At 35.2% G+C, this 12669-nt stretch carries 12 protein-coding genes; 4 read left to right on the plus strand and 8 right to left on the minus strand.

Annotated features, from left to right (window positions below):
- Positions 1 to 171: 171 nt before the first annotated feature.
- Genes KHA90_RS20835 through KHA90_RS20850 form a run of 4 tightly spaced genes read right to left on the minus strand, consistent with a single transcriptional unit; the run spans position 172 to position 4824 of the window.
- Positions 172 to 942 (minus strand): hypothetical protein, encoded by a 771-nt coding sequence (locus KHA90_RS20835; RefSeq protein ID WP_213305977.1) that lies wholly within the window; start codon positions 940 to 942, stop codon positions 172 to 174.
- A 26-nt stretch (positions 943 to 968) separates the two neighbouring features.
- Positions 969 to 1703 carry an MIP/aquaporin family protein gene (locus KHA90_RS20840; protein WP_317197410.1) on the minus strand — a complete coding sequence of 245 codons (735 nt, stop codon included), beginning with the start codon at positions 1701 to 1703 and terminating at the stop codon, positions 969 to 971.
- Between the two features lie 19 nt (positions 1704 to 1722).
- The gene (gene glpK / locus KHA90_RS20845) at positions 1723 to 3219 is read right to left on the minus strand and encodes a glycerol kinase GlpK (RefSeq protein ID WP_213305983.1); all 1497 of its coding nucleotides are present in this window, start codon (positions 3217 to 3219) and stop codon (positions 1723 to 1725) included.
- Positions 3220 to 3246: 27 nt separating this feature from the next.
- Complete coding sequence (locus tag KHA90_RS20850; protein WP_213305986.1) at positions 3247 to 4824, minus strand: glycerol-3-phosphate dehydrogenase/oxidase; 1578 nt, start codon at positions 4822 to 4824, stop codon at positions 3247 to 3249.
- 154 nt (positions 4825 to 4978) lie between these two features.
- Between KHA90_RS20850 and KHA90_RS20855 the strand changes: the two genes are divergently transcribed.
- Positions 4979 to 5749, plus strand: coding sequence for a DeoR/GlpR family DNA-binding transcription regulator (locus tag KHA90_RS20855; protein ID WP_213305989.1), 771 nt, complete (start codon positions 4979 to 4981; stop codon positions 5747 to 5749).
- Between the two features lie 70 nt (positions 5750 to 5819).
- Here the strand turns inward: KHA90_RS20855 and KHA90_RS20860 are convergent, their stop codons facing one another.
- From KHA90_RS20860 to KHA90_RS20875, 4 genes are all read right to left on the minus strand, one after another.
- Positions 5820 to 6341: a GNAT family N-acetyltransferase gene (locus KHA90_RS20860; protein WP_213305992.1), complete on the minus strand. Its 522-nt coding sequence runs from the start codon at positions 6339 to 6341 to the stop codon at positions 5820 to 5822.
- 24 nt (positions 6342 to 6365) lie between these two features.
- Positions 6366 to 6845, minus strand: coding sequence for a DUF6691 family protein (locus KHA90_RS20865; protein ID WP_213305995.1), 480 nt, complete (start codon positions 6843 to 6845; stop codon positions 6366 to 6368).
- Between the two features lie 27 nt (positions 6846 to 6872).
- Positions 6873 to 7436 carry a YeeE/YedE family protein gene (locus tag KHA90_RS20870; RefSeq protein WP_213305998.1) on the minus strand — a complete coding sequence of 188 codons (564 nt, stop codon included), beginning with the start codon at positions 7434 to 7436 and terminating at the stop codon, positions 6873 to 6875.
- 129 nt (positions 7437 to 7565) lie between these two features.
- Positions 7566 to 8981 carry an MBL fold metallo-hydrolase gene (locus KHA90_RS20875; RefSeq protein ID WP_213306001.1) on the minus strand — a complete coding sequence of 472 codons (1416 nt, stop codon included), beginning with the start codon at positions 8979 to 8981 and terminating at the stop codon, positions 7566 to 7568.
- Between the two features lie 288 nt (positions 8982 to 9269).
- Between KHA90_RS20875 and KHA90_RS20880 the strand changes: the two genes are divergently transcribed.
- The 3 genes from KHA90_RS20880 to cydB all read left to right on the plus strand — a co-directional run bounded on the left by KHA90_RS20880 (position 9270) and on the right by cydB (position 12590).
- On the plus strand, positions 9270 to 9863 hold the full coding sequence (locus tag KHA90_RS20880; RefSeq protein WP_213306004.1) for an HD domain-containing protein: 594 nt from the start codon (positions 9270 to 9272) through the stop codon (positions 9861 to 9863).
- 301 nt (positions 9864 to 10164) lie between these two features.
- Positions 10165 to 11511 (plus strand): cytochrome ubiquinol oxidase subunit I, encoded by a 1347-nt coding sequence (locus KHA90_RS20885; protein ID WP_213306007.1) that lies wholly within the window; start codon positions 10165 to 10167, stop codon positions 11509 to 11511.
- A 2-nt stretch (positions 11512 to 11513) separates the two neighbouring features.
- A complete protein-coding gene (cydB, locus tag KHA90_RS20890) occupies positions 11514 to 12590 on the plus strand; it encodes a cytochrome d ubiquinol oxidase subunit II (protein ID WP_213306010.1) in 1077 nt (358 codons plus the stop codon).
- The last annotated feature ends 79 nt before the right edge of the window (positions 12591 to 12669 follow it).

A 12669-nucleotide genomic window follows, 5' to 3' on the forward strand; every position in this document is an offset into this window, starting at 1 on the left:
TAAACTGGAATGTTGTTTTTTAAAACTTTATTTATACAGCCAAGCTTAAACTCATAATCATATTTTACTCTTTTTTCCATAAAAATGCCCCCAAATAGTGTCTAACTTTTTGGGGGCAGTTCAAGTTAAAGAAAACTTGTCGGGTTTGATTGTTTATACAAAATAGTAAACCTAAAATAACGAAACGCCTATTTGCATACGAGTGTATTTTTCAGAAGGATTCCACATTATTCCTGCATAAACAGGAAGTTTATATTGCAGAATAGAGATTTCTTTTGATGCCTTTAAACCTGCATTTACAATATTGAAATTCTGATTCAAATTTGTCGAATATAAATTTGATTTTCCGTCAAGCGAAAAAGAACCGCCTATATAACCGTCTAAAGTTATTTGTTCATTCTTTATAATTGGATAACCTAACTCAACATAAGTCGAATATCTGTTTTTATAATTTAAGTCCGAAGTTAACTCCCGATCATTTCCGTATAAGATAATGTCTGCTTCAATACGTAAAGGAAATTTTTCCGGAAATCTATACGAACTTCTAAAATCAATAAGGTGTGTTGTAGCATTTTTATCATAATTAAAAACCTCCGGATGCTCCACATTTGTAGTATTGAATAAATCCCACAACCCTACAGTAAGACCTTTGTGTTTGTATTGAACGTAATAATCAATCTCAGTATATTTGCCATCAAACCCGTTTCCTCCCCAGATGCCAACGGAAAAATTTTGCTTTTTATCAAAGGTGTAATGAATATCTCCTGTAATAGTAATACTTGGATTTATGATTAATCCTCTCCAAAGATGGCTGGTTTCAAGTCCAACATTAAAATTTAGCCTACCGGGTTCTTTTGTAGTTGTAATTTCGGGCGGAATTTCCTGAGCATAACCAGCTAGTCCTATGATTAAAACCATAGAATAAATAAGTAATTTTTTCATTAAAAAGTTAAATTGAAATAAGAGTATTAATTAAGAAGTAAGTATAATCCAGCTGCTAAAGAAGATCCTATTATTGGGCCCAAAATAGGAATCCATGCGTAACTCCAGTTACTGCTTCCCTTTATGGGTAAAAGAGAATGCATAATTCTGGGTCCTAAATCTCGTGCCGGATTAATAGCATAACCCGTTGTACCACCTAATGATAAGCCAATTGCCCATACAACAATTGCAACAGGAAGAGCGCCTACAGTTCCCAAACCTATTGTTGCACTTGTATCTGTTGCAAGGGTTAAACTTGGTCCCGCGATATAAAAAATTGAAAAAATTAAAACGAAAGTTGCAATTGCTTCGCTCATTATATTGGAGAAATTATTTTTTATTGCTGGTCCTGTAGAAAAACAAGAAAGTTTAGCACCTTCATCATCTGTTGCTGCAAAATGATCTTTATGAGATAACCATACTAATAAAGCTCCCAGCATTGCACCAATCATTTGAGCAATAATATAAACAGGAACTAAATTCCAGCTAAATTTACCAATAAGAGCCAGTCCAAGTGTAACAATAGGATTTAAATGCGCTCCACTGGAAGGTCCGGCAATAGTTACACCGGCAAAAACTGCAAATGCCCAAGCTGTAGTAATAACGATCCAGCCTGAATTGTTTCCGTTAGTTCCTTTAAGGGATACATTTGCAACAACGCCGTTCCCTAATAAAATCATTACCATAGTACCTAAAATTTCTGCTGTAAAAGGAGTCATAATTTGATATGTTTTTAATGGTTTATTCTTCAATCCAGTTTGATGCGCGTCCCACAGCTTTGTCCCAATTTTTTACAAGAGACGTTACTTCTGTTTTTTCCATTTTTGGAGTAAACACTTTATCTATAGACCATTGTTCCTTTAATTCCTCTATGCTTTCCCAATACCCCACAGCAAGTCCGGCTAAATATGCCGCTCCCAAAGCTGTTGTTTCAAGTGTTTTAGGACGAGTAACATTAGACCCAAAAATATCTGACTGAAATTGCATCAGTAAATTATTGTTTGCTGCACCTCCGTCAACCCTCATTTCTTTTCCTTTACCACCAAAATCTGCTTCCATGGCTTTAACCAGGTCATTAACCTGATAAGCAATTCCTTCAAGAGTTGCTCGCGCAATATGCGCATTTGTTGTTCCTCGTGTTATGCCCACAATGGCACCTCTGGCATATTGATCCCAATAAGGAGCTCCTAAACCCGTTAAAGCCGGAACAAAATAAATACCGCCATTATCAGGTACACTTGCAGCGAGAGCTTCTATTTCTTCAGATGAATTGATCATTTTTGCTCCATCTCTTAACCATTGTACCGCTGCACCACCAACAAAAACGCTGCCTTCAAGAGCATATGTTACTTCTCCGTTAATTTTCCAGGCTATTGTAGTCAATAGATTATTTGTTGATGAAATAGGTTTTTTACCTGTATTCATTAACATGAAGCAACCTGTTCCATAAGTGTTTTTTACCATTCCTGAAGTGGTGCATAACTGACCAAAAAGTGCTGCCTGTTGATCTCCTGCAACACCTGCAATAGGAATTTTTGATGCAAAAAGGGTAGTAGAAGTTTCACCATAAATGGCACTGCTTTCTTTTACTTCCGGCAACATTGCTCTTGGAATATCAAATAATTCAAGTAATTCGTTATCCCATTCTAAAGTATGAATATTGAATAACAAAGTTCTGCTTGCGTTCGAAACATCTGTCATAAACAATTTGCTTCGGGTTAGTTTCCATATTAACCAGGTATCAACAGTTCCAAAGCATAGTTTTCCCTGTTCTGCTTTTTCGCGTGCTCCGGGAACATTATCCAGAATCCATTTCACTTTTGTTCCGGAAAAATAAGCATCCAGAATTAAGCCTGTCTTTTTTTGAATCATTTCAGCATGTCCCTGCGCTTTTAATTCGTCACAAAACTTTGCTGTTCTTCGATCTTGCCAAACGATAGCATTATAAATGGGTTCGCTTGTTTCTCTATCCCAAACAATAGTTGTTTCCCTTTGATTTGTAATCCCAATTGCTGCAATTTCTCTACCTGAAATCCCTACTTTTGCAATTACCTCGGCAGCAACGCTTACTTGAGACGACCATATTTCATTGGGATCGTGTTCTACCCATCCTGGTTTTGGGAAAATTTGCTCAAATGGCTTTTGTGAAAGGCTTACAATTTCGCCTTTATGGTTAAAGACAATAGCTCTTGAGGAAGTAGTTCCCTGATCGAGTGCTAAAATTAATTTATTTGGCATTGCTTGTATGTATTTGATATTAGATATTTATTGAAATTCTGATAAAAGAAATCCTTTTGATGTTTCTTTAAAATGTGCTATTTCTTTGCTAATCCAGGCTTCATCGTGTCCTAGTTCCTTGGCTAGTAATCTGGCGACCTTTTCTGAAGATTGTCTTGCTGCCCTGGCGTCTAGGAATAATAAACGAACGCGTCTTGCTAAAACATCGTCAATAGTTCTTGCCATCTCATGTCGAATCGCCCAAACTACTTCTGCCATTGTAAATTCATGGTCAGGATGAAGTTTTTCTTTTAATTCAGGTTCGGTTTGTTGTAATTCAATTATTTTAGAAATATCAGAACCATAGATATATAAATGATTTTCTCTTTCTAAAGTAGTTGTGGGTTTATTTCCATGAATAGAGAGGTGTTCAGTATTACATGCTTTTGCAGGTAATTTTCCTTTTTTAATTGCTTTATCAATAATATCTTCAGCAATTTTTCTATACGTGGTCCATTTTCCTCCGGTAATTGTTATTAACCCGGTTTCTGAAACTATTATTTTGTGGCTTCTGGAAACTTCTTTAGTGCTTTTTCCCTCTTCTTCAGGAGCAGCCAATGGTCGTAAACCTGCATAAACAGATAAAACATCAGCTCGGGTAGGTTTTTTAGCAAGAAATCGTTGTGCCGTTTCCAGTACAAATTCAATTTCGCTTTCTAAAGCAATAGGTTCTAAACTGTGTTTTTTAATTAATGTGTCAGTTGTTCCCACTACAATCCTGTTATGCCATGGCACAGCAAATAAAACTCTTCCGTCGCTTGTTTTAGGAATCATCAAAGCGTGATCGCTTGGTAAAAATGATTTATCAAATACAAGATGAATTCCCTGACTTGGCACAATATATTTTTTATAAACAGTATCATTTAATTTCATTATTGCATTTGTGAAAACCCCTGTCGCATTAATGATTGCTGATCCTTTTATGTCGTATTTATCTCCTGTTTCATGATCTATTACCTGAACGCCAATAACCTGGTTGTTGCCGTCTTTTAATAAATTGATCACTTTTGTATAATTTAAAAGGCAAGCACCTTTTTCAATTGCTGTTTGAGCAAGATTTATTGCTAAACGCGAATCGTCAAATTGTCCGTCATGATAAATAACGCCGCTTACCAAACCTTTTTCTTCAACGGTAGGAAGCATTTCGATAGTTTTTTTCTTTGATATGTATTTTGAACGACCTAAACTTAAACGTCCGGCAAGTAAATCGTAAACGGTTAATCCAACGGTGTAAAACCAACCGCCCCACCAATTATAATTAGGAATTACAAAAGATTGATTTTTAACTAAATGTCCGGCATTTTTAGCCATTAAACCTCTTTCTTTCAACGCTTCTCTGACAAGATGAATGTCACCTTGTTCTAAATAACGAACACCTCCGTGAACTAATTTAGTACTTCTGCTCGAAGTTCCTTTCGCGAAATCTATTGCTTCAATTAAAATTGTTTTATATCCTCGGCTGGCAGCGTCAAGAGCAGTTCCAAGTCCGCTTGCGCCTCCGCCTATTACAATAACGTCCCACTTTTCAGTATTTTTTAATTTCGATATTTGATCTGAACGTTTCATATGTGTTTGTTTTTGTTTCTTTTTATTGTCATTTGTTTCTGTATAACAAACTTAACGAAACAAAACGAAACCGAGCTAACAGAATAAGGTTTTTTTTAAATTATTTTTTTTATTGTATATTTAAACTTTTAAAATCTAAATAATATTGGATTCTATGGTGATAATAAACAAAAGGCAAGAAGATATACTTAAAGAACTGGACAAAAAAGGACATGTAAATGTGGCCGATTTGTGCGAAATTCTTAATGTATCGACCGTAACAATACGAAAGGACTTGAATTTTTTAGAAAATGAAAAGTTACTACATCGTACACATGGCGGTGCAAGTAAGCAGCCTATTTATGCTTTTGAAAAAAATATAAGCGATAAAGAAGGTTTACAAGTAGAGCAAAAAAAGCAAATTGCACAAGAAGCTTTAAAGTATATTAATAATTTTGATTATATAATTTTAGGTTCAGGATCTAATATTCATTATTTATCTCAAATTATTTCAGGGTTTCAAAAACTAACAGTTATTACACCTTCTTTAAAAGTTTCTATGGAGCTTAGTAACGAAGCAAATGTTGATACAATACAGCTTGGAGGTGATATTCGTAAAAGTTCAAACTCAGTTGTAGGACCAATTTCTGAATCAATTCTAAATCAATTTTCTTGTAATAAATTGTTTTTAGGAGCAGATGGACTTCATTTAGATTTCGGGTTAAGTACCTCAAATGCTCTGGAAGCGCATCTGAATCAAGCTATGATTTCAGTTTCAGAAAAAGTTATAGTTCTTGTAGATTCTACAAAAATGAATATTAGGGGTTTTGGTAAAATATGCAATTTAGATATGATCGACGTATTAATTACAGATGATGGTATTGATGCAGAAACTAAAATGAAACTTGAAGAAATAGGTATAGAAGTAATTGTTGCGAGGAAATAATTCGTTTTAATAAATAACCCGACAGGTTTTTTAAGAGCCTGTCGGGTTTGAGTAGTATTGAAATTGTTTATTAAATTAACTTTTTTTCGAATGCTTTTCTTGATGCTCCTCTAAAAAAAACTTCACCACAATACGTATAACTTAATCTATCCAAAATTTTGAGCATTGGAACATTGTCAAAATTCGTATCTACTTTAATGCTGTAAATATTTTGTTTGAGGCATAAATCCTCTATATTTTTAAAAAGTTTAGTGGCAATACCTTTCCCTTTTGCTAATTTTGAAACCGCGACACGATGTACAACAGCATAATCGCCATTAGTAAGCCATTTGCCTTGTATGCTTTCATAAGCAGGTTCTTTATCGAATATTATGGCGGCGTAACATAGAATCGAGTTATTCTCTGTAAGTACATAAGCACAACCATTTTTTATGTCATTCTGGATCGTAAGTTCATTAGGATAACCGTCTTGCCATTGCGTGCTTCCGTCTTGTCGCCTTTGTTCAATGGCATCTTGCAGGATATTCCAGATAAGAGGTATTTCCGCAATATCTGCTTTTCTTAAAATTAATTGTTCTGTTATGTTGCTCATCTTCCTTTGATATTATAAACTAAATTAATGAGGCAATTTATCTTTGATTAACCCATAAAACCAGGTTCCTAAAATAGCACTTAATAAAGTCACTACAATTACGGTAACTCCGGTGCCTATTTGAGCGAAAAGGGGCCCGGGACAAGCTCCGGTAATTGCCCAGCCAAATCCAAATAACAATCCGCCATATATTTGTCCTTTGCTAAAAGTTTTAGGCTGAATTTCGATTTTTTCTCCCTGAATGGTTTTGATATTGAATCTTTTAATAATCTGAACTGAGATGATTCCAACAAGAACCGCGCTTCCAATTACGCCATACATAAAGAAGGATTGTAGCTGAAACATTTCCTGAATACGAAACCAACTAATGATTTCGGCTTTTACGAATACGATTCCAAAAAGAATTCCAACCAACATATATTTAAAGTTCGAGAATCCTGAATCCTTCAATTGACTTCCGTTGATTCCTTCTGTATCTGTATTTTTATTTTCTAAAGTATTCATTTTTGAAATTTTAAGTGAAAGAATATCTTAAAGTGAAAGAATGTAAGGAAGAATTAAATTTGCCATAATAAAACCGCCAATCATAAAACAGATCGTCGCTACCAATGAAGGCCATTGTAAATTTGAAATCCCCATAATTGCATGTCCGCTTGTACATCCGCCGGCATAACGCGTTCCAAAACCAACTAAGAATCCTCCAACCACAATCATAATAAATCCACGAAGCGTGAATAAACTTTCCCATGAAAAAAGTTCTTTCGGCAATAAACCGGAACGATCCGTTATTCCGTAAGAATTCAATTGTTCCGAAAGCTTTGCAGTAATTTCAACCGGATTTGGATTTGCCAGAAAATAAGCTGCGATAATTCCGCCAAGGAAAATTCCGAAAACAAAGAATAAATTCCAACTTTCTTTTTTCCAATCGTATTTAAAAAACGAAATATTCGCAGGAATACAAGCTGCACAAATATGACGAAGAGAAGAACTAATCCCGAAAGATTTATTTCCGATAATCAACAAAATAGGAACAGTCAACCCAATCAACGGACCTGCAACGTACCAAGGCCAAGGTTCTTTTATAATTTCTAGCATATTTTTAAGGTTCTAAGGTGCTAAGATTCTAAGCTACTAAGGTAAAAAACTTTGTCATTTAATTTTTTGAAGATTCTGAGTAACTAAGCTTAAGGTCAAAAATCTTAGAACCTTAGTAACTCAGAACCTTTATTTTAATACTTTACTCTGGCAAACAAAATCTGATTTTGGAATATCGGTTTTTGCAATCGCTCCAAAACCACCATCAATTTCGGTAAAATTTCTGAAACCTCGGGCTTGTAAAATCGAAGCTGCAATCATGCTGCGATATCCGCCCGCGCAATGTAGATAAAAATGCTCATTTGGGTTAATATCTTTTACCCAGTCATTTATATAAGCAAGCGGTTTACTGTAAGCATCATCAATATGTTCTGCTTCATATTCCGTTTCTTTACGAATGTCAATTATCTTATCTTCTTTAATATTAAATTCAGAAGCAAATTGTTCAGCCGAAATTCTGTTTACCGTATCCACTTCAAAACCAGCTTTTTCCCATGCTTCAAAACCACCGTCAAGATGACCAATAATCGAATCAAAACCTACACGGCTTAAACGCGTTACTGTTTCTTCTTCAAGACCAACTTCTGTTACTAATATAATAGGTTGTTTTACATCGGCAACTAAAGTTCCTACCCACGGCGCAAAATCACCGTTGATTCCTATATTTATAGATTGAGGAATATATCCTTTATAAAAATCACCGCTTTTACGGGTGTCTAAAATCAATGCTCCGGTTTCTTCGGCCACAGCCTCAAAATCTTTCACATCAATTGCTTTCATTCCGTTATGCAAAACCGATTCAAAGCTTTCATAACCGCCTTTATTCATTGCCACATTCATACTAAAATAGGCTGGAGGAGGCAATAAGCCATCTGTAACTTCGGTGATAAATTCGGCTTCGGTCATATTCGCACGCAAAGCATAATTGGTCGCTTTTTGATTCCCGATTGTTGAAACAGTTTCTTTACTCATGTTTTTTCCGCAGGCACTTCCGGCTCCATGGGCAGGATAAACGATAACATCATCTGCCAGGGTCATAATTTTATCTCTTAACGAATGAAATAAAATCCCCGCCAGTTGATCTTGTGTCATTCCGGCTGCTTTTTGGGCAAGATCCGGACGACCCACATCACCAATAAATAAAGTGTCTCCGGAGAAAATAGCGTGATCTTTTCCGTTTTCATCAATCAATAAATAAGTAGTGCTTTCCATGGTGTGACCCGGAGTATGCAAGGCTTTGATTGTAATTTTTCCGATTTTGAATTCTTTTCCGTCTTTAGCAGAAATGCAATCAAATTCGCAAGCCGCATTTGGTCCGTAAACAATTGGTGCATCAGTTTCTTTGCTTAAATCAATATGACCGGAAACGAAATCAGCGTGGAAATGAGTTTCAAAAATATATTTTAATTTAACCGAATCACGTTCTAAACGATCCAGATAAGGCTGGATTTCTCTAAGCGGGTCAATAATAGCAGCTTCGCCATTTGAAGTAATATAATAAGCACCTTGTGCAAGGCATCCGGTGTAAATTTGTTCTATTTTCATGATAAGTATTCTAAAAATATGGGAATACAAAGGTAACCTACTTTTTTATTAAAAAGGGTGACTAATGTTACACAAATTTGATTTTTATGTAAAAAATGGAATTTTCACCATATAAGTTATATAAGTAAATTTAAGCCTTCGCGCAATCACTTTATGCTAAATTAATTTTTAACATATAAGTAATATAAGGCTTTACATAATTTGCCTTATGCTAAAATGAACTTATATAACTTATATGGTGAGAAAAGAAAATCTACGTAATTTTACAACTCTACAAAAATCATTGCTATGAACACAGAAGATTTATTGAATCAGATTGCTTTTATAAAGGAAATTGATAAACTGAAATACATTGAGCGTAAAACGAAACTATTTAATAGCGACCGAAATGAAAATGACGCAGAACACAGTTGGCATCTGGCTTTGATGGCGATTGTTTTAGCAGAACATTCAAATGAACCAATAGATGTTTTGAAAGTCGTAAAAATGGTATTGATACATGATATTGTAGAAATCGACGCTGGAGATGTTTTTATATATGATACTCAAAAAAATCATAATAATACTGATGAAGAACGATTGGCGGCAAATCGTATTTTTGGTTTGCTGCCAAAAAAACAAGCTAATGAAATGATTGCTATTTGGGAAGAATTTGAAGCTGGAGAAACTAACGAAGCAAAATTCGCAAAATCAATGGACAGATTGGAACCTTTACTTCAAAATACATCAAATAATGGTGGAACATGGAAAGAGTTTGGCGTAAATTATGAAAAGGTCTACGAAAAAAAGAGTGCCATAAAAGAAGGTTCCAAAACGATATGGAATTACGCCGAAGGATTAATTAATGAAAGCGTAGAAAAAGGAATTTTGAAGAAGGACTGATAGTTTTAGAAAAAGTTCCGGAGGATCAAAACATATTGTAGGGATGGATTTTAGTCCATTCTTCACAAAGTTTAGACATAATCTTGTCATTTCGACGAAGGAGAAATCTCCGCAAGTAGCTCCTCAACGAGAATCAAATCTTTGTCGAGTTTCTCGCGGAGATTTCTCCTTCGTCGAAATGACAAACTTTGGCAAAGTTGTTGAAAAGTTTAACAAATATCAGGCGATAAACTTTTTTTAAAGGCAGGAATTTCGGGTTTTAATGGGTAAATTTGTGGGACTTCATAAATAAAATACCACTATGGAAGAAATGCTTTTTTATGACCGAATGCAATTCGCCTTCACAATTACTTTTCATTATCTTTTTCCGCAACTTACAATGGGTCTTTCGCTGATCATTGTTTATTTTAAATGGAAATACCTACGAACAAAAAACGATCAATACAATCACGCCACTCATTTCTGGATGAAAATCTTCGCTCTGAATTTTGCAATGGGCGTTGTCACCGGAATTCCAATGGAGTTTCAGTTTGGAACCAACTGGGCAAAATTCTCTGAATTAACTGGCGGAATCATTGGTCAGACTTTAGCCATGGAAGGAATGTTCTCGTTTTTCTTAGAATCTTCTTTTCTGGGAATCTTTTTATTTGGAGAAAAAATAATTGGACATAAATGGCATTTTGTCACCGGATTATTAATTATGATTGGTTCCTGGGCAAGCGGATATCTTATTATAGCGACACATTCCTGGATGCAGAATCCTGTAGGCTATGAAATTCTTGAAAACGGAAGATTTGTGCTGACGAATTTCAAAGCATTATTTCTGAATCCTTGGTTATGGCCTTCTTATTTACACAACCAGGCAGCGTCTTTAGTCACGAGTTCGTTTGTTGTGGCTGGAATTGGTGCTTTTTATATTTTAAGTCAGAAGAATGTTTCTTTCGGACGATTATTTCTGAAAACGGGCGTAATCTTCGGATTGATTTCGAGTATTATTGTGGCAGTTCCTACGGGAGATTTATTGGCTAAAAATGTCGTGAAATACCAACCTGTAACTTTTGCCGCAATGGAAGGGATTTTTCATACCGAGAAAAAAGGATCTGAAATTGTCTTGATTGGTCAGCCCGATGTAAAAGACAAAAAACTGGACAATAAAATAGCCGTTCCTAATATCTTGAGTTTTCTGACTTACGGAAATTGGGAGCAGGAAATCAAAGGTTTAGATCAGTTTGAAGAAGATTTGCATCCCACTAATATTTCGGGATTGTATTACGCATATCATATAATGGTAGGACTTGGTACATTATTTATAGGTTTGATGGTTTTGGCACTTTTTCAATTGGTTAGAGGAAAATTATTTGAAACCAAATGGATTTTATGGTCGTTGATGTTTATGATGCCATTTCCGTACATCGCCAATACAACAGGTTGGTATACAGCAGAATTAGGGCGTCAGCCGTGGCTGGTTTATAATTTATTACGAACCTCTGCAGGAGCATCGCCAACAGTTTCTTCCGGAAATACCTTGTTTACTTTACTCGGGTTTATAGGATTATATCTTTTACTAGGAATGCTGTTTTTGCTTTTAATTGGAAAAATCATCAATAAAGGACCTCATAATGTTGATCTTAATTCAGAAAAAATATAATTATGGAATTTTTTTGGTACGTAGTTTTAATGGGAATTCTGGCCGTTTATATTGTACTTGACGGTTACGATTTTGGAGCAGGAATAATTCATTTGTTTTTTGCTAAAGAAGAGAAAGATAAAAAAGCAATTACAAGCGCGATTGGTCCGTTTTGGGATGCAAATGAAGTTTGGATCATTGCTGCGGGAGGCGTTTTGTTTTTTGCTTTCCCTACTTTATACGCTTCATCATTCAGCGGATTTTATTTACCGCTGATTATGATTTTATGGTTGTTGATTTTCCGTGCGATCGGTTTAGAAATGCGCGGACAAGTGCATCACCCAATGTGGGAAGCCATTTGGGACAAAGCTTTTGGGATTGCCAGTTTACTTTTGGCATTGTTCTTCGGGATTGCTTTGGGGAATATTGTTCGCGGTGTAAATTTAGGAATGGTAACCAATGGGGTTTCGACTCAGGAAGCACATTTTTTCTTTTTACCTTTATGGAATCCAACTTTTAGTCCGCAAGCGAATGAATTAGGAATTATAGATTGGTTTACGCTTTTTTTAGGAATTGTAAGTGTCGTGGCATTAACAATTCATGGTGCCAACTGGATTATTTATAAAACAAATTCGGCGTTGAATCCAAAACTTAAAAATGTAGTTTTCAAACTGAATATTGTTTTACTGGTTTTGGTTTGTATTTCGTTGCAAATATGGCATTTTATTGAGCCGAGACCGTTTCATAATTTCGTAGAAAACCCGATTCTTTGGTTTTTTCCGCTAATGACTTTTGTTGGAATTTTAGGATTATTTAAAGTACGTTCATGGCAAAAAGACGGAATGGGATTTTTGTTTTCGACTTTGTTTCTTGTTGGAGGTTTTGCATCAACAGCCGTTTCGATTTTTCCAAATGTTTTGCCTTCAACCAATAACGTAAATCCGTCATTAACAATTTATAATACTGCCGCCGGAGAATACGGATTAAATGCCGGAATGAGCTGGTTTTTTATCGCTTTGTTTTTGGTAATTATATATTTTATTATTCAGTATCGCGTTTTTAGTGGTAAAATGGATGAGGTTGGGTATGGGGAGCATTAAAGGTTTTTTGCCACTAATTACACAAATTTTCACAAATTAATATATGAATAGCCGTTGGTTTTAACCAGCGGTTTTTTTT

This window comes from Flavobacterium psychroterrae, from assembly GCF_018380615.1.
In the GTDB taxonomy this organism is placed as follows: domain Bacteria; phylum Bacteroidota; class Bacteroidia; order Flavobacteriales; family Flavobacteriaceae; genus Flavobacterium; species Flavobacterium psychroterrae.

Coding starts and splice junctions, on each gene's coding strand:
- KHA90_RS20835 (WP_213305977.1), bottom strand. CDS start 942: ATGAAAAAATTACTTATTTATTCTATGGTTTTAATCATAGGACTAGCT.
- glpK (WP_213305983.1), bottom strand. CDS start 3,219: ATGCCAAATAAATTAATTTTAGCACTCGATCAGGGAACTACTTCCTCA.
- KHA90_RS20850 (WP_213305986.1), bottom strand. CDS start 4,824: ATGAAACGTTCAGATCAAATATCGAAATTAAAAAATACTGAAAAGTGG.
- KHA90_RS20855 (WP_213305989.1), top strand. CDS start 4,979: ATGGTGATAATAAACAAAAGGCAAGAAGATATACTTAAAGAACTGGAC.
- KHA90_RS20860 (WP_213305992.1), bottom strand. CDS start 6,341: ATGAGCAACATAACAGAACAATTAATTTTAAGAAAAGCAGATATTGCG.
- KHA90_RS20865 (WP_213305995.1), bottom strand. CDS start 6,845: ATGAATACTTTAGAAAATAAAAATACAGATACAGAAGGAATCAACGGA.
- KHA90_RS20870 (WP_213305998.1), bottom strand. CDS start 7,436: ATGCTAGAAATTATAAAAGAACCTTGGCCTTGGTACGTTGCAGGTCCG.
- KHA90_RS20875 (WP_213306001.1), bottom strand. CDS start 8,981: ATGAAAATAGAACAAATTTACACCGGATGCCTTGCACAAGGTGCTTAT.
- KHA90_RS20880 (WP_213306004.1), top strand. CDS start 9,270: ATGAACACAGAAGATTTATTGAATCAGATTGCTTTTATAAAGGAAATT.
- KHA90_RS20885 (WP_213306007.1), top strand. CDS start 10,165: ATGGAAGAAATGCTTTTTTATGACCGAATGCAATTCGCCTTCACAATT.
- cydB (WP_213306010.1), top strand. CDS start 11,514: ATGGAATTTTTTTGGTACGTAGTTTTAATGGGAATTCTGGCCGTTTAT.